We start from the raw sequence: 20,177 nt of genomic DNA on the forward strand, positions 1-20,177 counted from the left end.
AAGCATCTTCCTCAAGCGTTGGATTGGCGGGAATTCGTAGCGAATAACAAAACCCTTCAAAGGATGGTGATAGTATCTTGGGCCTTTCGATCGATAAAGAAGCGTTGCTGGAATACGTCTCCAAGAAAAAAGATTCTCTCTTCATCGGTCTGTTGGTGATTGTGATATTGGCGGGCGGTTGGTTTCTTTATCAAAAAAGCGCGCTATCCGTCAACGACATATTGGATGAAATTCTCCGAAAAGAGCCTCCTAAAGGGCCGGGAGGAGCAGAAAATACAGCCGTTACATCGAACGAAGTGGTCGATAATCTGCTGAAAAAGCGAGCCGCCGAGGATTACAATTTGAAGCGCAATCCATTCGGCTCGCCGGAAGATCAGATGAAGAAGCGCCAGGAAGTCGAAGCCGCCTATCAACGCGGCGTCGATCTCTTCCAGGCGGGCCAATTCGATGCGGCGATTCAACAATTCGACAAAGTCATTGCCTTGGACGTCACCGAAACCCGCATCTCTTATTCCATCCTTCCCTCCGAATACAAACGCCGGGCGCAGCGGGAAAACCTGAAGCGGAATTTCGACCGCGTTCTCGCCAGCGCGAAAGCCGACGTCGATGAAGGCAATCGTCAGGCGCAGGCGGGCGCGATCGTCGAAGCCCAGACGGTCTTAACGCGGGCCGACGATACCCTCCGGCGATGCATCGATTCCGATCCCGAGGGCGCCGCCATCGGTAAAGAGAATATCGAGCAAATTAAGAACCTGCAACTACTAGCTTTCGACCGGTTGATGCAGATCAAGGGACAGGTTTTGATCGGAGAATTCAATCGCGAACTGGGAGAAGCCCGCACGGCCCTCTCCGGCTCCAACTTCATCGAAATGCTGAAAAAAGTCGTCGCTTTGATTAAAGTCCAAAGCGATGTAAAAGCCATCGATCCCAACGCCAAGTTGGTCAGCCGCGATCAGGTCAATCAATTGAACTCCCTGGTGGAACAGATCCAAGCTAAAGTCAAAGACAATTTCCAGGCGCTCGTAGCGCAGGCGGATCAGCAATTCACCGAAGGAGCCGTCCAAAAAGACATGCAAAAAACGAGTCAAGCGGTCTACGCCCTGCAAATGGCGCGCAACTTCGATCCTAACGATAAGGATCTTGCCAAAAAATTGACGGATTACGCCGCCCGGCGCGCCGATCTCGTCATGGAAATCGCAACGAAATTCCTCGCCGATCAACAAGCGCTTCTCGACAAAGGCGAATTCGAGAAATTCGACCTCCAAAACAAGCGTCAACTGCTGGGGGAAGTGCTTGCTCTTCGCAATATCGCGTTGAACGCCGCCCAAAAGAATCAAGCGAGCGAACTCGAAAACAAATTGAAAGCGCTGAGATTGCCGCCTCCAGTAACCGACGATTTCGAAGTGCTCAGCATTCAGCCGCCCGCTGGAACCTCGGGAGGAAAATATAAAATCGAAGTAATGGATAAGACCAGCCGAGGCACCGCCAGCAAGAAATTATTGTACCTCAGTCAAGGCCAGACCGACCCGCGATCGAAAATCGTTCTTAAGCAAGTTGACACTAGCAATGGCTTTGTTATACTCTCAAAATCTGGTTATACGGACGCCAAGGTGGAAATAAGTCCAAAAAAATAGGGATGCAATTCCCTTATTCCTCTTGCGCTGAGCCTCTTCGGCGTTTTCCCATTTGAAGCGGCGAGCAGCGGTATCTTGACTTTAATGTTATTTTTTTGGGATAAGATTCGATAAAATAACGAACGCAAAGACTTCGTCCTTGCGGCGGCGTTCGTATTATTCGTCCTACTTTGAATTTCGTTTCCTCTGAATTAAGATGAAACGAGTCAACGATGGTTTTCTTTTTGCGTGAAAGAAAAAACTCATTGTTTTTTGCGTGCGATGGATGGCGAGAGGGCTGGAGCATGACTCGCGGCGTAAGAAAAAATATGCGCTGGGAGCAGTGAAATTCGCCTCTCCGGATGCGGCGATCGGGTTGGGAATGTGCGGAAAATCAAGCGTTTTGAGTAGAGGTTCTTTCCACCCTCTCCATGATGCGATTCATACTACGACACAATCAGTAGAAGAATTAAGGAGAAGCATAGATGTATTCAACCTTGCGATGGACTAATCCTCATTCTGTTCGCGGCATGCGTTATTGGTTTCAATGTTTTGTAGCGGCGAGTTTGTTTTTAGGATGTCTCCAAATTCCTTTGGCGGCCGCCTCATGGCGAAATGTCGTCGTTTCCACCGTTGTGCAAGCCCAACAACAGGAAAAACAATCCGTGGATGCGCAAGTCAATTACCTTCTTTCCCTCGCCAAAAAGGAAGTCCGAAGCGGCGATGCGAAAAAAGGACGAATGCTGCTCCAGAAAGCGCTAGTTCTCGATCCCCTCAACGAGGAAGCCAAAAAAGAACTTCTCGCTATGAACGAATCGGGCGCTTCCATCGAAGCCGACGCGAATCTTATCGCCGCTAACGCCTCCGAGGCGAATATATTGGCGGTGGAGGAATCGATCGGCCTTGCAAACGCCATGATGCGCGACGGCGATTTCGCCGGAGCGAAGGACGCCTTGAACAAGGCCTTGAAACAGAAACCTTCCGATAAAGACAAAAAAGTCATTCAAGCCATGTTGAAGGTCATCGATAAAGAAAAAGAGAAGGCCGAGAAGAATTTAAAGACGAAATTGGATTATAAACTCTCCTCCTTGGATTCCCAAATTCAAAAAGCCGTCATCTATCTGGAAAATAAACAGTACGATCAAGCCGAAGTGGAAATCCAACGCGCCAAGCAAATCGCTCCCGAGGACAAGCGCATTGATCCGATCTTGAATCGGATTTACAAGGAGCGGGACGCCGCCAATCAAACCCAATCGCAAGTGAAGAAAAAATCTGATATGGAAAAAAACGCCGGCCTGATAGAGACGGCGGACAATCTCTATAAACATGGCGTCGAACTGTATAAGCAAGGCCAAGTCATCGACGCCGTCGGCAAATGGAAAGAAGCGGTGCAGGTTTTCCCCGAACATCAATCCAGCTTGACCTATCTTGCCGGAACCCAGGTGGAATACGACCAAGCCGTCGCCGCCAAAGCCCAAGCGGAAAAAATGTCGGCGGAAGATTTGAAATACGAAAAAATGCTGGACGAGGAGATTTATCAATACTCCACTCAAGGCGAACGGGTCGATATTAAAAACGTCATCAGCACCCTGATTAATTTAAGCAAATTGAACGTGGTTTTGGATGAAAACGTGGAAGGGAACGTCAGTCTCGAACTGAAAAACACCACCCTTCGCAACATCTTCAATCTGCTGGCCAAGCAATACGGCATCGTCTGGCATCGCGAAGGCAATACGATTTTCGTCAAGAAAGGCTTTCTGACGAAACTCTTCCCCCTTACCGAAGCGCAATACAAAACCATCGAACTCATTCTCAACGATCCTTCTTCGTTGGAAGACTCCAGCAAAAACCTGAAATCGATTCTCTACGGCCCCAATGAAGAATTTAACGTTCCCGGCAAACAGTTGTATTTGAACGAGAACTCCCGCTCTCTTCTTGTGACGGATACGGAAGAGAATATCCGCAAAGTGGAAGCGTTTCTCAAGGAGATGCCCACCATCGTCGCCGGAAAGAAGCCAGTCGTCACCCGCACGTATGCGTTGGATCGCGATATCGCCAAACAGATTTACGAAATTCTTAAAATCGCCCTCTTTCAAGATCAAGGGGCTTACGATTCCTCCGATATGCGGCGCCAGCTCTTTTTGGAGCCGAATTCCAACACGCTCATCGTCATCGATTACCCTGAAAATATAACCAAAGTGGAAGATATTCTCGCCAATCAGAAAATCAGCGAACGAATCGAAGAAGGCGACCTCATCGCACGCCGTTTCCATGTTACGGACGTGGACGACGTCGAAACCTCGCCCGAAGCCCTGGCTCGGCGCAACGATTTCGTAACCACGGTGGCGAAAATCGTTACCCAAATGCTTTACGGCAAAGAAGGTCAGGAAAAAGCCGCTCTCGAAGGAAGAATGGTCCAATCCAATCCCGATCAAGGCACCCTGGATATCGTCGATACGCGGCAAAACGTCCGCCGCGTCGAGGATTATCTCAGCACCGTCCGCGGCGAAGCCAATCAGGAAATCATGATTAAGTCCTTCAAGATCATGCACGTGGACGTCTATACCATCTCCGATGCCCTCGGTTATCTCTTCTATGATTCGCAGCAATCGACCCGCGCCCTGTATCTTTCTCAGAACAACTTCCAGTCGATCGGATCGAGCGAAGATGCCGACGCCGGTCAGAACGTCAACAGCCTATACGAAGAAACCACGCGCAACCGCTTCAATCTCAGCGGCGGCGGCAGCGGCGGAACGGATATGCTTCAGTTCTTCCAATTGCGCTACTTCCCGGACGAAAACACCAACAGCATCATCGTCTTTACGCTCGACCAGGAAGTGCTGGATTTGATTTCCCGCGTCATCACCACCTACGACAAACCGCAACGCATGGTCGAAATGGAGAACCGCGTCGTTTCCGTCTCCTTGAACGATCTGCGAACCATCAATTTCGATTACATTCTCACGAATCCTTTTATGGATGAGATCCAATTGAATGCTGGTCAAATGGATCACAGCATAAGCTTAATTGACGGCGAAAGCACGGAACCCGGCTTCCAATTCAATATGACGACGATCGGCGAATCCCGCTTGGAATTCGTCTTGGATCTTTTGGAATCCACGACAAGTATGAACGTCATGGCCGCTCCCAAGATGCTGGCCATTCCCAACCAGCTCGTTCCTCCTCTCTTCTTCGTCGGCGATCAAATTCCTTATACTGAGGACGTTTCGTTTGAAGACCAGGGCGATGACGATCCCACGAACAACCGGATGTCCGCTCAGTTTACCCGAACATCCGTGGGCGTCTCGCTGGGCATGATTCCTTTCATTCTCAACGACGATCACATCTACTTTGAAGTTCAAACCAACATCACCGAAGCGGGCGAGCGTCTCCCGGTTACGATCACCGGCGTTGCCCCGGAAGGTTCTACGGTTCCAAATATCGGCCCCTTGCTTTTAGCGCAAAAATTCGTCCAGACGAGCGTCCGCCTGAAAAACGGCAACACTCTGGTGCTGGCTGGTCTCATCAACGACAGAGAAACGGAAACGATTAATAAAGTCCCCTTGTTGTCCAAAATACCTTTCTTGGGCAATCTCTTCACCGATAGGGACATTGAAAAGGAAAAGATCTCTACTCTGATCTTTATCACAGCCCGCATTATCGAACCAGAGTATTAATACTTTCGATAATGACAAATCCATAGGGGCAATCACTCGTGAGCAGCCCCTCTCATCGACGGAGATAGCAATCCTTCCACTAGCACGCAACTCGAAAAGGGTCTCGAATGAAGAATTCGGGACCCTTTTTTATCAATGCAAAAAAATGTTTGTTCGAAAGGGGCTTTCCATGCGGCGCCCCTCTTTTTCTAATTGCAATCTATAGATTGCAGGTGTTCAAAAACAAACTGGCTGTTCATTATGGGACAGAGGATTAGATGCGCTGTTGAAAAAAAGACAGGGGATTGGATTGGGACTTAGGCCTTCGCGGGGGTCGCTTTCCGGTTGCGGACATATTCCGTTTTAAAGGAATTGGCGATTTCTTTACTTTTTCCAAATGTAGCGAATTCGGAGAGGATGATCACTTCGGGTTGAATTTCCAAGTTGCCGAAGAATTTGCCGTCCTTTCGAATTTCAAGCCGCTTGCGGGCGGTCATTTCAACGTTGGCCTCTCCTTCGACGACAATATTGAAAGAGTCGATTTTGCCCTCAATGCAACCGTCTTCTTTGATGTTGACGGTATTATTGGATTGAATGGCGCCTTTAAATTTGCCGGCGATATCAATGCCTTGTTTGAGACGCAGGACGCCTTCCATCTCCACGTCTTTCGTTACGACGGAGGCGGGGGCGTTAACGGCTTCCTCGCTTACATCCTCTTCCTCGGATGGAATTTCGAGATCGTCTTCTGTAAAAGAATAGTCGGTCACTTTGGTATTTCTCTTGCATATTTAATTTTAACGTATTATGAATGATGATAGGCCCGGAAGTCAAGGAATCGATGACAATTAATTCAAATTCGTAAAAATCGGATAATGGCATGGAACGATTGGTTGGCGATTCGATTATTCTTATCGTGGACGACGAAGAAGACGTTCATTATTCCTTCAAACGCTTTCTGGCGCCGCTGAACAGTTCTATTCTTACGGCGGCGTCCGGGGAAGAGGCGCTGGAGATTCTTAAAACGGAGTCTCCCGATTTGATTATTATGGATATCAAAATGGAGGGAATGGATGGCCTTGCCGCCTTGAACGAAATCACGAAGCTCAACCGCCGCATTCCCGTCATCATCATGACCGCTTATTCCACAACGGCCTCGGCCATCGAAGCGACGCGTCTGGGCGCTTACGATTACATCATGAAGCCCTTCGATCCACCCAAAATGATGGAGGTGATTCAGGAAGCGCTATCCACGCGGCGTATGATGCAAAAGTCGGTCGTGTGGGGCGCTTACGAGACGTTTTCGGGCAGCAACGATATGCTGATCGGCAACTCTCCCGCCATGCAGGAAGTGTATAAGTTAATCGGAAAAGTAGCCGACAGTGAAGCGTTAGTATTAATTACGGGGGAAAGCGGCGCCGGCAAGGAACTGGTAGCGCGGGCGATCTACAGTCACAGCCCGCGAAAGAACAACCTCTTTTTGCCCATCAACTGCGCCGCGATTCCCGACGCATTGCTGGAAAGCGAGTTGTTCGGACACGAGAAAGGCTCTTTTTCCGGAGCGCACGAACGCCGGATCGGCAAGTTCGAACAAGCTCGCGGCGGGACTATCTTCTTGGACGAGATCGGCGAGTTAAGCATGCTCACGCAAGGGAAACTGTTGCGGGTATTGCAGGACAAAACCGTTCAACGGATAGGGGGAAAGGAAATCATTCACATCGACGTGCGCATCATCGCGGCCACCAACCGGGATTTGTCCGTCATGGTGCGGGATGGCAAGTTCCGTGAGGATTTGTATTACCGTTTGCAGGTAGTAAATATTCATCTGCCCACCTTGCGCGAACGGCGCAGCGATATTCCATTGCTTGTCCGCTATTTCGCCCGGCGCGCGGGATACGATTCTCTGCCGCTCTCCAAAGAAGCGGCGGATTTTCTATCGTCCTACGATTGGCCGGGAAACGTGCGCGAACTGGAAAACTCCATCCAGCGGGCTTTGCTTCTCTCGCGAGGAAACGTCATCACCGTCGAACAACTGTCGCCCGGCGCTCCCGGTTGGGATAAACCCGCCCCGATTCCAATCGAACCATCCGAAACCAGGGCGGAGAATAGTCTGGAAGATGCGCTTGATCGGTTATGGGAACAGGTTCTCGTCCAACAGGCGATGCGGCCTTTGAAAATGTATCAATGGCTGGAAGTGGAAATGGCCAAGCGGGCGATGAAGCATACCAACAACAATCAGGTGCAGGCGGCGAAACTATTGGGTATTTCCCGCAATACACTGCGCCAACGCTTAGGATTGTAGCGGCCTATCCTTAAGGGGGACGGGGATTTCCCGCTGGCGCTTCTCTCTTTTTCCATCTTCGATTTTTACGAACCATAGGTTATGCTCTGTGAATTTGTCGTCTTCTCCACCGCCTTGGGGCTTCTTTTGCGGAAAATAAAAATGGTAGAATTAGCCGATGTTTTTAATCGACGAAAAAAAGGAGAAGAAGATGGAACGCAGGCATTTTCTAGGAACGGGATTGACGGCGGCGTTGGCTTTCAATGCGGGGATAGGATCGGCGGCGAGCGCCAGCGAATGCTGCGCCATGATGGGAGGAAAGAGCGGCATGAAAATCGGATTGATTCTCTATACCATTCGCGATCACTTGAAGACCGCCGACGAGTACGAACCGACCTTGGCTAAAGTGAAGGAAATGGGATATGACGTCGTCGAACTGGCGGGCGGCGCGGAAATTGAAACATCGAAACTGGCCGCCATTTTGCAAAAGAACGAGCTGTGCGCCGTCGCTGCTCACGCTTCCTGGCCGACGATGTACAAAGATCCCCAAAAGGAAATCGACAAATACAAGCAACTGAATTGCAATCATCTCGTCGTCAGCAGCATGCCTAACGAGTTTCCCCGCGACGCCAACGGCTATAAAGAATTCGCCAAAGCCGCCAGCGAAGTGGGCGCGAAGCTCCTGGAAGCGGGGATGACGCTTTCTTATCACAACCACAGTTTCGAATTCGAGAAATTCGACGGCATTACCGGGTTGGAAATATTACGCATGTACAGCATACCCAAATATTTCCATTTCGAAATCGATACGTACTGGGTGCAGCATGGCGGCGGAGATCCAGTCGATTGGATCTGCAAAGTCAGCGGCCGCGTTCCCACGGTTCATTTGAAGGATATGGTGAAATTCAAGGATCAACAAATTTTCGCCGAGGTAGGCGAAGGCAATATGAACTGGCCCGCCATTCTCGGCGCTTGCCTGAAATCGAATGTCGTTTACGGCCTCGTCGAGCAGGACGTCTGCCAGCGCGATTCTCTGGAAAGCGCCGCCATCAGTTGCAAGAACCTGAAGTCGTGGGGATTCAGTTGAGCGTAGTTGAATTTAAAGAAACACCCAAAGCCCAGAAGCAGCCTTCTGGGCTTTGGTTTTTGCGGCGAAAAGCGAAAACGCCGCTTTTCTTCTTTCGGTTAATGGAATTGATAGCCGCCGGAGCGGGCGTTCTTTTCTTCCTTGCTGTTGGAATGATAGACGTAGCCTTGGGAAGAAAGGCCGTTGCTGATGTCGTAGAATATCCATTTGTCGCCAGGCGAAGGACCCGGGCTTATCATAAACCAATCGAACGAGGTTTTATAATCGGCGCGCCGCGTCGGCTTGTTGATCGTATTGGGACCGTCATAGGCGTCCGTATCGTCGCACATGTAATAGGTATAATCGGGGCCGGACGTTGTATATAGATTATGAGTTTGGACGCTGGAGCCTTGCCGAAATGGGTCTTGAGGGAAACTGCTCAAGTAAGCGATGGGCGTCGTCAAGCGGCGGAAGGGGCGCGTGGGATAGCGTTCGACGTAATTGCTCGTGGGAAAACTGTTGCGATCTAAATTGTACATATCGAGACATTTAGCGATGGCTTCCATATCGCTGTAAGCGCGAGTGATCTTGGCGCGGAGTTGGGCGTTGAGGAAATTGGGTACGGCGATGGCCGCCAGCACGCCGATAATGGCTACTACGATTAACAGTTCGATCAAGGTAAAGGAGTCCGATTTTCTCTTCATCGCGCCGCGCCTTTCTTCGCATAGAAGGTTATCGTCTTACGAATCGCATTTCCAGTTTTTTTTCCATGAAATGACTTTGGCGTAATTCTATGACGCAATTGCCAATTTAAGATAGAGCAAATACAAAAGGGTTTCAATTCATGATTTCGCTTTGGAAAGAAATATTTCTTCCCTCGGACGGCGAAATGTAATCGCTTCTTATAGGAGACCGTAATCGCTTCACGATCCCTATAAAAGTAAGTTAGAATGTTTTTCTGAGTTAGCCGCTCGAGAATCTTAATATGAGAAACTTATGAAAGGGATAGCATGATGAAAACCGTAAAATGGAATCGAATTCTTGCCGTCGCGACAATCGTTTTTATATCCGCCCTGAGCGCGCCGGGAGAAGACGCTAAGCCGGGAAATTTATGGGAGACGGCGCAAAAAGATTCGGCTCTCATCCGGTTTTCCACGTTATTCACCGCTCAAGATATGCGAGACAGTCTTTCCTCGCCTGAGGGAATCGAAAAGGCGATTCGGTGGTGTAAAGATACGGCCGTTACCCGCGTTTACCTGGAGACTTTCCGCGACGGCTATACCGCCGAACGGCCAACCATGCTCCAGGCCAAGCAAAAGATGACAGACGCGGGCTTCCTCGTCAGCGGCTGCGTTACTACAACCGGCTTGGGCCGCAAGAGCGTCAACGGTTGGATGTTTCCCTGTTTCACCGATCAGGCGACGCTGGACAAACTCAAGAGCGTTTTCGAATATACGGCGGGCTTGTTCGATGAAATCATGATCGACGATTTCTATGCCACGAAATGCGAGTGCGAAGACTGCGTTAAAGCGCGCGGCGAACGTTCCTGGAGCGAATTTCGCTGCGAGTTATTGGCGGATATTTCCCGCCGCTGCATCCTCGATCCCGCCCGCAAAATCAATCCCAACGTCAAGATCATCATTAAATATCCGCAATGGTACGAGGAGTTTCACGAACGCGGCTACGATGTCGTCGGCGAGACGGAGATGTTTGATAAAATCTGGGTGGGTACGGAAACCCGCGATCCGGACAGCCAGCAATGGGGCCGCAAGACGCAATACGAGGCGTATTTTATCATGCGTTGGCTTGGCGCCATCGGCGGCGGGAAAAGCGGCGGGGGCTGGTTCGATCCCTACGGAACATCGCCAGCGACGTATTTGGAGCAGGCGCGCCAGACGCTGTTGGCCGGAGCCAAGGAAGCGCTTCTTTTCTGCTATGGCTCGCTTTTGAGGGGCAACGGCGCGGATAATATCCTCGCTTTGAGAAAAGAACTGCCTCAGCTTTTCCAACTGGTGGAAAAAATCCACGGGAAAGCGATTTACGGCCCCGCCACCGTAAAGCCGCCCAACAGCGACGCCGACGGCGACCGGTTTGTTTATGATTTCGTCGGGATGCTCGGCTTGCCGTTGGTTCCATCTCCAACGCTGCCGGAGGATGCTAAGGCGGCGTTTCTTCCTTTCCAAATTCTGAAGGATTCCACGGCAGCGGATCAATTGAAAAAATGGATAAAGGAAGAAAAGCCGCTGCTTGTTACCAGCCATTTGCGGGAAAAACTGCCCGCCGCGCTTTTCGAAGGCGCTCAAAATTTGCAAACGCTGGAAACGCCGGACGATCTTTGGAAACTAATGGATCTGCCGCCGGAACGAATTCAATCCATCCGCAACACCCTGCTGAAACCGTATGGCGTGGAATTTGAAGCGCCATCACGGACGGCGCTTTATTTGTACGAGGGCGGACTCGTCGTTATTGAAAATTTCAACGACGCCGAGATCGAGGCGAAATTAACGCTGGATTCGAAAGCCGTTCCACAAATCGACTTGACTATCCCCGAAAGCAAAGTTGTATTAGAAGCAAAGCCGGGTTCGGCGAATATCCGTTTGCCGGGACGGTCGTTGATGGTTTTGCAGTTCCCGTAAAAACGCCGTCTTTTTATATTATTTGCCAATAAGATAAGGATCGCAGCTGTGTAGGGTGTGCTCAAAGCGAAGCGCAGCCCGCCTATCTCCTCGATTTATCTATCAACCAGCGTGGGATCGCAGGGATACCCGGCGCGAGGACCGGTGGCGATGATGTCGCCGATGCTTCTTAAGCCATTGGTAGCCGCGTAGGACATCGTACCCGTATTATTAAAGTTATCGGGACCGTAGCCGTTGATTCTCCACTCGGAACAGCGGTAGGCGGCATGGAGCATGGTGGCTTTGCTGTAGTGAATTTCCGCCCAAGCGTCGATGTAATCGTAAGTGACGTAGGCGACGTGCTGCGTGTTGTCCAAACGCGCTCCCGGCGCGCCGTAAATGAACGGGTCTTGCGGTACGGAAGACATATAGGCGATGGGGGTGGTGAGGGGAATCAGGCGCCGGTTGACGGGATTGATGTTCGTTCCGCTCGTGTCTTTCCAAGCGGGATAGCGGTTGTGATCGAGCCGGTACATCTCCAGCGACGTAGCCAGCGCCTTCATGTCCGCCTGGCAATTGGCGATCTTAGCGCGGGTCTGGGCGTTTAAAAAATTGGGCACGGCGATGGCCGCAAGAACGCCGATGATGGCGACGACGATCAACAACTCGATCAGGGTAAATCCGTTTGCTTTCCTATTTCGGTTGAACATTTTCTCCTCCCAATCCATCATAAATGCAAATACGTTTCTTTGCGGCAAAACCGCATGGCAGGCAATAATGGTAAACGCCGATTTCGCTGATTAATGCGCATCTCCCTAAAGAATGAACCGGCTCGGACGCAATTTCATTCTTGCAAAAAGCGGGGGAAGGTTCAAGGCGCATCTCTGGAAAATCCATCGCCAATATATTAGGCCCGCATTGGGCTGCTTAGAGCGGGTTGAGCAAACCGAGCGCTGCCAATGTTTTTAGGATCATAAAATCATCATCTCCTTCGGCGTTCGATTGAGGATTTCGCAGCCGTTTTCCCTGATGACGGCCATATCTTCGATGCGGACGCCGCCGAAGTTTTCTATATAGATGCCAGGTTCGATGGTGGCGACGTTTCCCGCTTGCAGTTCTCCCTCCGCCAGGTAGGAGAGGCGGGGCGCTTCGTGCACCTCCAGGCCGACGCCGTGGCCCAGGCCGTGGACGAATTGCGCTTCCCATCCGGCGGCGCGCACCACTTCGCGCGCGAATTCGTCGGCGTCCTTGCCGTGGATTCCCGCTTTGATCTTCGCTTCCGCCGCTTGGTTGGCTTGCAGGACGCATTGATAAACATCTTTGTATCGATCGGACGGTTGGCCGAAGAAGACGATTCGCGTGATGTCCGAGCAATAGCCGTCGACGACGCATCCAAAGTCCATGAGCACGGCGTCGCCCCGGCGCAGTTTCCTTTCCGAGGGTTTGCCGTGGCATAGCGAGGAGCGCTCGCCGAAAAGGACGAGGGATTCGAAGGATTCCTTGGCCGCGCCCAAGCGCCACATCTCGTCTTCCAGAATATGAGCCAGTTCGCGTTCGGTCATATTTTCTTTGATGGAATCAAGAGCCTTGTACAAAGCGATTTCGGCTATGCTCAGCGCCTTGCGGACGATCTCGATCTCCTCTTCGTCCTTCACCGACCGCAGGTTTTCCACAATCTCTTTCTTGCCGATATATTCCTTGGCGGGAAGGTTTTTTTGCATCTCTTCAAAGCGAGCGAAGCTGCAATGCTCGGATTCGAACCAGACGGTCGAGGAAGAAAGTTCGCCCAGTTCGTCCTTGGCGGCTTCCCAAAGTTTGCGTTTTCCTTGGATGATCGGCGTATAGTCCGGCGCCTCGCGGATCACCTGTTCCTGGTAGCGTCCATCAGTAAGGATGTATTGTTTCTCAAGGCTAATGAGCAGCGCCGCCGAACTGCCGGTAAAGCCGGAGAGATAGCGCACATTGGGGAGATGGTGGACGAAGAACCAATCGGCGTTCTCATTTTCCAAAAGTTGCAGGACGGTTTGGGTTCGTTTTTTATGGTTCATGATTTTCTTTCGCTATTCGTTTTCGCTATTTTTACTTTACTTTTCCCTTCCGTTAAGGGGGTTGCCTTTCCCCAATCTTGCTTTTAGACTTCGCCAGGATTTCGCGCAGCCATATCCATAAATCATTGTTCGGCGATAGGAGTCGGTCTATGGGCCAGATCATCAAGGCCACGGAAGTACGCGTCGGAAACTATTTGGAATTCGACGGCGAGGTTTACGTTTGCACCAAGTACGAGCATCACGCTCCCGGCAAGGGGCAGGCGGTTTGCCGCTTGAAATTCAAGCATCTCAAAAGCGGACGCGTTCTCGACAAGACCGTCAAATCGGGCGAAGGCATCGAGCGCGCCGTCTTGGAGCCGCGCCAGGCGCAATTTCTTTATCGGGACGACGAATTGCACTTCATGGATATCAATTCCTTCGAACAGTTCTCTCTCCCGCCCGAATCGTTCCTGGGCAAGGATAAATGGCTGAAGGAAAATATGGAACTGACGCTGCGCTTCCACAACGGCGAGCCGGTGGACGTGGATATGCCCACGCATTTGATCTTCGAAGTAGCGGAAACGAATCCCGGCTATAAAGGGGATACGGTGACAGGAGCCACTAAACCGGCTACGCTGGAAAACGGCGCCGTCATTCAAGTCCCTTTATTCGTCAATGCGGGGGATAAGATCAAGATCGATACGGAAGCGGGGACGTATTTGGGACGTGGATGATCCTAGAAGCAGTGACGAGTGACAAGTTACGAGTGGTTTGAGCAATTCAGGTAGATGGGCGCCTCTAAGGTTTTTCATCGGCCTGCGCCTCGCTGGAGCCATTGGAAGAGGCGTTCCATTGGGATGCGGGCAAATAGGGTTGGACGTATTCGACGATTTGCTTGGCTGTTGGCTCGATCGCTTTTTGGAAAGGATAAGGATATAAGCCGATCAAAAAGCAGAATATCGCCAGCGGGAGAAGAATGCGAAACTCCCGCTGATTTAAATCTTGCAATTCCTTATTGGCCTCGACGGTAATGGGGCCGAACATCATGCGCTGATACAATTTCAACATATACGCCGCGCCGAGAACCACGCCCGTCGCCGCCAGCAGCGTCCAAACGATCGAACGCCCCATCAATCCTACTAAAATCAGAAACTCGCCTACGAAGCCGTTCAATCCCGGAAGCCCGATGGAAGAGAGAGTGAAGATCATAAAAAATACGGCGAAGATGGGCATGGTTTTCGCCAAGCCGCCGAATTCGGATATCTCCCGCGTATGCCTGCGTTCGTAGATCATGCCTACGATCAAAAACAGCGCGCCGGTGGAAAGGCCGTGATTTATCGCCTGAAGGATGCCGCCTTCCACGCCCTGGACGTTCCACGCCAAAACGCCCGCCATCAGCATTCCCATGTGGCTGACGGAAGAATAAGCCACCAGCCGCTTGACGTCGCGCTGGATCATCGCGATTAATGCTCCGTAGATGACTCCAGCGATGGCCAGCCCTAGTATATATGGCGTCAAGATCACGCAGGCTTGGGGGAAGATGGAGACGGCGAAGCGCAAAAAGCCATAGACGCCGGTTTTCAATAAGATTCCTGCGAGCAGAACCGATCCCGCCGTCGGCGCTTCCGTATGCGCGAAGGGCAGCCAGGTATGGAAGGGAAAGAGCGGCATCTTAATGAAGAAAGCGAGGGCGAAGGCGATGAACAACCCTATTTGCACGCTGGAATCGAGTTGCAGCGCCGCGAAGTTTTCGTAATTGAACGAAGGACTGCCGCCTAGTTGTCTTCCCGCCTCGAAGTAAAGATAAAAAATCACCAGCAGCATCAACGCGGAACCGAAAGCCGTATACAAGAAGAACTTGACGCTGGAATAAATGCGCTCTTGGCCGCCCCATATCCCGATGATGAAAACCATCGGCGTCAGCATCAATTCCCAGAAAAAGAAGAAGAGAAAGAGATCGAGAGCGACGAAGGTTCCGAGCGCTCCGCATTCGAGCAGAAGCATGAAAAAGTAAAATTCTTTTTCCCGCTTTTTGATGCTTTCGAAAGAAGAATAAATCGAGAGCGCCGACAGCAGGGCGGTTAAGACGACAAGCATTAAGCTCAATCCATCAAGCCCTACGCGATAATCCACGCCTAGCGTGGGAATCCAAGGAACCAGGGCCGTATAATGGAAGCCGGATCGGCCATAGGGATAATAGGCGGCCAGCGGCAGGCAAAGTCCCAGCGACGCCAGCGAGAAGAACAGCGCCAAACGCTTGTGGACTCCCTCCAGCATTCGCGGAGTGAGGAGCACTAGCACCGCTCCGATCAGGGGTATGAACGTAATCAGCGTCAGTAGCATATCAATAGCCAAATGGCGAGAAAGACCATGCCCAGCGCCGCCGCCAGCGCGTAATGCGGCAGAACGCCGGTCTGAATTCGGCGCAAACCGTCGGCGCCTTGGACGGCGAATCGGGCCAGGCGGTTCAAGCCCGCGATAATGATGTTGTCGTCAAACCATTGGATTCCTCGGCAAACGCGATAGTAATTCTGGATGAAAGCGGAATCGTAGGCTTCGTCCACGTTGTATTTGTTCCATAAGATGTCAAAAGCCGACTGAAACGCCTGCCGTAAATTATCCGGCATCGAAGGCGCCCAGACGTAGATCATTCGAGCGAAAAAAATCCCCGCCAATGCGGTGAGGATAGAAACTATCGCCAACGCCGTTTCCATCGCATGAGCGGAAAAGGGTCCGAACGATTCTTTCGCCGCCGGAGGATGTTCGATGGCGAGAAAATCGTGAAATCCGTTATAGCCGAAGAGCGGCATATTCAGCCAGCCCGTGCAGACGGCGAAGAACGCCAACGCCGCCAGCGGCGCCCACATCAGGATGGGGGATTCATGGAGATGCGCCCGCTGTTCCTCCGTTCCCCGGAACTCGCCGGAGAACAATAAGCTGTAAAGCCGAAACATATAAAAAGCCGTGCAGAACGCCGCCGCCAAACCTAGCACCCATAAAAACATCCTGCCGGAAGCGAAGGCTTGCCATAGAATTTCATCTTTGGAGAAGAATCCCGCCAATGGAGGTACGCCCGATATGGCCAGGGTGGCGATGAGAAACGTCCAGCGCGTGTAGGGCATGACGCGGCGCAATCCTCCCGCCTCGAAAACGTCTACGTCCGTAGTGCGGTGAAAAGCATGCAGCACAGATCCCGCGCCTAGAAAGAGGCAGGCCTTGAAAAAAGCGTGCGTCATCAGGTGGAAGATGGCAGCGGCGTAGGCTCCGGCGCCGCAAGCCAGGAACATATAGCCCAATTGGCTGATGGTGGAATAAGCGAGTATCTTTTTGGCGTCCCGCTGGACGAGGGCGATGCTGGCCGCCATGATCGCCGTCAATCCGCCTACGGCGCCGATAACCAACAGCGTCGCCGGAGCCAAGTTAAAAAGCGGATGCAGCCGCGCCACCATATAAATGCCCGCGGTGACCATCGTGGCGGCGTGGATCAGGGCGCTGACCGGCGTCGGCCCCGCCATGGCGTCGGGAAGCCAGACGAAGAGAGGAATCTGCGCCGATTTTCCCGTAGCGCCAATGAATAATAAAAGCGTGATTAGGGTGATGGAAACGCCGCCCATCGCGAATTGGCCATTTTCGGCGGCGAGAAAGAGTTGGGAAAATTGCAACGATCCCACATTCCAAAAGAGCAACAGCATCCCTATGAGAAAACCGAAATCGCCGATGCGATTGACGATGAACGCTTTTCGCCCCGCATCCGCCGCGTAATCCCGGTCATAGTAATATCCAATGAGAAGATAAGAGCATAAGCCAACGCCTTCCCAGCCCACGAAGAGCAGCGGCAGCGAATCGCCCATAATCAATAAAAACATGAAAAAGGTGAAGAGCGGCATATAAGTAAAAAAGCGAGTATAGCCGGGATCGCCCTGCATATAGCCGATGGCGTAAACGAAGATGATGGTTCCTACCAACGAAACCACCATCATCATAACCGCCGTCAGGGGATCGATGTAAAAGCCGAAAGGAATCAAGAGTTTTCCCGCCGCCAGCCAGGTGAAATAGTCTATTTCCATTGCGCGGAATTCACCGCCGTGAAAAAGCATTTGCCATAGGCAATTCAAAGATAAAACCAGGGAAAGTCCCATCGCAGCGGCGGCGATATGACCGGCCTTGTCTCGCAAACGGCGCTCTCCCGCCAGTCCGTTTATTATGACCGCCAAAGCGGGAGATATGGGAACGAGCCATAGGTAGTATTTCATGTTATGCGCAATGGGAAAATAGAGGAATCTATTTCCCTCCTCGATTGAATCACGAAAACGCGAAATGAAAAGAAAAACACAAAAAAGGAATCCCTTCCTCAACCCGCCGTTGAAACGGCGGGCTATTATCGTTTGCCCCTTTAAAGGGGCATTTGGCAATAGCCCAGCCTTTCAAGGCTGGGAGATGAAATTTCGCGGCATTCGACTTTTTTACGCGTCGAAAGAGACATCATTTTGTAAACCTCAACGTCTATCTTGAACGATTTTTCCGATGGCGCGACTATACAGGTTGCATAATATGAGATAGTAATTCATAAGCCTGCTAATCCAGAATTTATCACTTTAACAATCAGATTAGGGAAAAATCCTAACAATAAAACAGCGAAGGCCGCAATGGAAATCGCTAGCGCATGGGACAAAGGCGCGGGATCGAATTCTTCTTCGCCGTCTTCTTTCATCCACATAACGACGGCTATGCGCAGGTAGTAATAAAAGGAAAGCATCGTCGTCAGTACGCCGATGACTGCCAGCGCGTAATAGCCGCTTTGAATGGCGGCGCCGAAGAGCCATACTTTTCCAAAGAAGCCCGCCGTCGGCGGCATTCCCGCCAGCGACAATAGAAAGAGCGTAAATATCCCCGCCAGCCAAGGTTGTTGGCGCGCCAGGCTGGTGAAGCTGGATATCGTTTTGCATTCCTCGCCTTTCTTTGTGGCGGCGTTGACGCAGGCGAAGGCTCCGGCGGTCATGAATAGATACGCCGCCAGATAGAAAAGCAGCGCCTGCAAGCCCACTTCATTATGCGCGACGAACGCCATGCTGAGATAACCGCCATGGGCGATGGAGGAATAAGCCAGCATCCGTTTGATGTCCGCCTGCGCCAACGCGCCCGCGTTGCCGACGATCATGGTCAACAGCGATAGAATCCAGACGGCGTTGGTCCACAAGCCGCCCAGCGGCGCGAACGACATTTCAGGCAGCGAGAAGACGCGGACCAGCGCAGCGAATCCGGCCACTTTCGACCCCGTGGCGATCCAGGCGGTAATCGGCGTCGGCGCGCCTTGGTAAACATCCGGCGCCCAAGCGTGAAAGGGAACAAGCGAGATTTTGAATCCCAACCCCGCCAGCATTAGCGCGAAGCCGAGAACCAGCAGCGGCGTCCCCTGAGCGCCTGGCGCGGCGGCGCCAATGGCGAGCATATTCGTCGTGCGGCAAACGCCGAAAACGAACGCAATTCCGTAAATGAGAAAACCGCTGGCAAACGATCCCAGCAGCAGATATTTCATCGAAGCCTCGCCCGAAAGCAGGCTTTTTTTGTCGAAGCCGGTCAATAAATACAAACACAGGGAAACAATCTCGATGCCCAGGAAAAGCAGCATCAAATCGGCGCTGACGGAGATGCACATCATCCCCAAACTAGCGGTCAGTAAGAGAAAAATATATTCCGCATAGGATCGGGTAAGACGCTGCGATAACGGATGGCTCATCAAAACAATAAGAGCCGTTCCGATAAGAAAAAGTTTATCCAAATACAAACTGACGCCGTCGCGGATAACCATCCCCGTAAAAGCGGGTTGGATCGTTGGATCGAGACGCAGCGCGGCGAGATAGGCGGCGGCGAGACCCAATAGCGCCAGCAAAGTGATGTTGATCCGCTCCACGTCCTTTTTGAAAAGATCGACGAGCAGGACAACCGCCGCCGTCAGGATCACGGCGATTTGCGGCGCGAAGGCGGAGATATGCAGAAGGGGGATGCGAATCGGTTCCATACCAGCGGTCGTCTGCGATTATCCTTTCATCAAGTTAAGCGATTCGGCGTTGACGGTTCCTCTTTGGCGATGAAGATTGAGGAGTACGGCCAATCCCGCTCCCACCTCGGCGGCGGAGACAGTCATAACCAGAAAAACGAAGACCATTCCATTTCCGGCGGCGATGAAATCCGGCTCTGCAGCGGCGCCGTGGATTTGCGGCGGGTAACGGAGAAAGGCGACGATGGCGATATTGGCCGCCAGCAGCATTAATTCGATCGACATCAATATAATCAAAATATTCCGCCGCAAGAGAACGCCCAAAACGCCCAACGAGAAAATAAAAACGCTCAATAGGAGAAAATGATGCAAACTAATCATTCCGCCTTCTCCTCTTCGTTCAAGTCCGGTTTCATAGCGAGAGCGATAGCCCCCGCGACGGCGGCGGTCAAGAGAATGGAAGCCAGTTCGAAAGGCAATAGATAGCGCGTAAAGAGATGCGACGCGATTTCCTGGGCGGAACCCCATTCGTCGGGAACCGGCGGCTTCGCACCGATAAAAAATCCTGCTGCATCGGCCCGGAATAGATAGATCAGGAATGCGAAAACGAAGAGAACGATTAATGCGATTCCCCAACGCCGGGAGGCGGAAAGAGAGATCGGCTTGTCGCTCTGAAGGTTCAAAAGAGAGATGACGAAGATCATCAGCGTCATGACGGCGCCGGTGTAAACGATGATGAGAATCCAGGCGAGAAACTCCGCGTGAAGCTGCAGAAAAATCCCGGCGGCGCAGACGAAGACGGCGGCCAGGCTTAAGGCGCTATGCATGGGATTGCGCGCCACGATCACGCCCGCGCCGAACAGGCAGGCCGCCAACGCGAAGATCCAAAAGAAAAGAGCCGAGACCATAAATCTATCGTTTCCT

15 protein-coding genes are annotated in these 20,177 nt (G+C 51.7%); 6 read left to right on the forward strand and 9 right to left on the reverse strand.

Annotated elements, in window-relative coordinates:
* Nucleotides 1-77 precede the first annotated feature (77 nt).
* A complete protein-coding gene (locus tag AB1656_06325) occupies nt 78-1,634 on the forward strand; it encodes a hypothetical protein (protein ID MEW6234983.1) in 1,557 nt (518 codons plus the stop codon).
* A 464-nt stretch (nt 1,635-2,098) separates the two neighbouring features.
* Nucleotides 2,099-5,290, forward strand: a complete 3,192-nt coding sequence (locus AB1656_06330) for a secretin and TonB N-terminal domain-containing protein (GenBank protein MEW6234984.1) — start codon at nt 2,099-2,101, stop codon at nt 5,288-5,290.
* 296 nt (nt 5,291-5,586) lie between these two features.
* On the opposite strand, the gene AB1656_06335 is transcribed toward AB1656_06330, so the two are convergent.
* Nucleotides 5,587-6,036, reverse strand: coding sequence for a polymer-forming cytoskeletal protein (locus AB1656_06335; protein MEW6234985.1), 450 nt, complete (start codon nt 6,034-6,036; stop codon nt 5,587-5,589).
* A 110-nt stretch (nt 6,037-6,146) separates the two neighbouring features.
* Here AB1656_06335 and AB1656_06340 point away from each other — a divergent pair, with 110 nt between their 5' ends.
* Nucleotides 6,147-7,568: a sigma-54 dependent transcriptional regulator gene (locus tag AB1656_06340; GenBank protein ID MEW6234986.1), complete on the forward strand. Its 1,422-nt coding sequence runs from the start codon at nt 6,147-6,149 to the stop codon at nt 7,566-7,568.
* Nucleotides 7,569-7,758: 190 nt separating this feature from the next.
* Nucleotides 7,759-8,634 carry a sugar phosphate isomerase/epimerase gene (locus tag AB1656_06345; protein MEW6234987.1) on the forward strand — a complete coding sequence of 292 codons (876 nt, stop codon included), beginning with the start codon at nt 7,759-7,761 and terminating at the stop codon, nt 8,632-8,634.
* Between the two features lie 98 nt (nt 8,635-8,732).
* Here AB1656_06345 and AB1656_06350 read toward each other — a convergent pair whose 3' ends face one another.
* Nucleotides 8,733-9,317: a prepilin-type N-terminal cleavage/methylation domain-containing protein gene (locus AB1656_06350; GenBank protein ID MEW6234988.1), complete on the reverse strand. Its 585-nt coding sequence runs from the start codon at nt 9,315-9,317 to the stop codon at nt 8,733-8,735.
* 306 nt (nt 9,318-9,623) lie between these two features.
* On the opposite strand from AB1656_06350, the gene AB1656_06355 reads away from it, so the two are divergent.
* Nucleotides 9,624-11,249, forward strand: coding sequence for a hypothetical protein (locus AB1656_06355; protein MEW6234989.1), 1,626 nt, complete (start codon nt 9,624-9,626; stop codon nt 11,247-11,249).
* Nucleotides 11,250-11,344: 95 nt separating this feature from the next.
* On the opposite strand, the gene AB1656_06360 is transcribed toward AB1656_06355, so the two are convergent.
* Together AB1656_06360 and AB1656_06365 are read right to left on the reverse strand one after the other, a co-directional pair.
* Nucleotides 11,345-11,938 carry a prepilin-type N-terminal cleavage/methylation domain-containing protein gene (locus AB1656_06360; GenBank protein MEW6234990.1) on the reverse strand — a complete coding sequence of 198 codons (594 nt, stop codon included), beginning with the start codon at nt 11,936-11,938 and terminating at the stop codon, nt 11,345-11,347.
* Between the two features lie 261 nt (nt 11,939-12,199).
* Nucleotides 12,200-13,276, reverse strand: a complete 1,077-nt coding sequence (locus AB1656_06365) for a Xaa-Pro peptidase family protein (GenBank protein ID MEW6234991.1) — start codon at nt 13,274-13,276, stop codon at nt 12,200-12,202.
* A gap of 149 nt (nt 13,277-13,425) precedes the next feature.
* On the opposite strand from AB1656_06365, the gene efp reads away from it, so the two are divergent.
* Nucleotides 13,426-13,989, forward strand: a complete 564-nt coding sequence (gene efp / locus AB1656_06370; GenBank protein MEW6234992.1) for an elongation factor P — start codon at nt 13,426-13,428, stop codon at nt 13,987-13,989.
* 64 nt (nt 13,990-14,053) lie between these two features.
* On the opposite strand, the gene AB1656_06375 is transcribed toward efp, so the two are convergent.
* The 5 genes from AB1656_06375 to AB1656_06395 all read right to left on the reverse strand — a co-directional run bounded on the left by AB1656_06375 (nt 14,054) and on the right by AB1656_06395 (nt 20,161).
* The gene (locus AB1656_06375; protein MEW6234993.1) at nt 14,054-15,598 is read right to left on the reverse strand and encodes an NADH-quinone oxidoreductase subunit M; all 1,545 of its coding nucleotides are present in this window, start codon (nt 15,596-15,598) and stop codon (nt 14,054-14,056) included.
* Nucleotides 15,589-17,508 carry an NADH-quinone oxidoreductase subunit L gene (gene nuoL / locus AB1656_06380; protein MEW6234994.1) on the reverse strand — a complete coding sequence of 640 codons (1,920 nt, stop codon included), beginning with the start codon at nt 17,506-17,508 and terminating at the stop codon, nt 15,589-15,591. Before nuoL ends, AB1656_06375 begins: the two co-directional genes overlap by 10 nt.
* A 311-nt stretch (nt 17,509-17,819) precedes the next feature.
* Complete coding sequence (locus AB1656_06385) at nt 17,820-19,274, reverse strand: NADH-quinone oxidoreductase subunit N (protein MEW6234995.1); 1,455 nt, start codon at nt 19,272-19,274, stop codon at nt 17,820-17,822.
* A gap of 18 nt (nt 19,275-19,292) precedes the next feature.
* The gene (nuoK, locus tag AB1656_06390) at nt 19,293-19,634 is read right to left on the reverse strand and encodes an NADH-quinone oxidoreductase subunit NuoK (protein ID MEW6234996.1); all 342 of its coding nucleotides are present in this window, start codon (nt 19,632-19,634) and stop codon (nt 19,293-19,295) included.
* A complete protein-coding gene (locus AB1656_06395) occupies nt 19,631-20,161 on the reverse strand; it encodes an NADH-quinone oxidoreductase subunit J (GenBank protein MEW6234997.1) in 531 nt (176 codons plus the stop codon). The genes nuoK and AB1656_06395 overlap by 4 nt, the downstream gene beginning before the upstream one ends.
* Nucleotides 20,162-20,177 lie beyond the last annotated feature (16 nt).

The organism is Candidatus Omnitrophota bacterium (genome assembly GCA_040755155.1).
Classification (GTDB): domain Bacteria; phylum Hinthialibacterota; class Hinthialibacteria; order Hinthialibacterales; family Hinthialibacteraceae; genus JBFMBP01.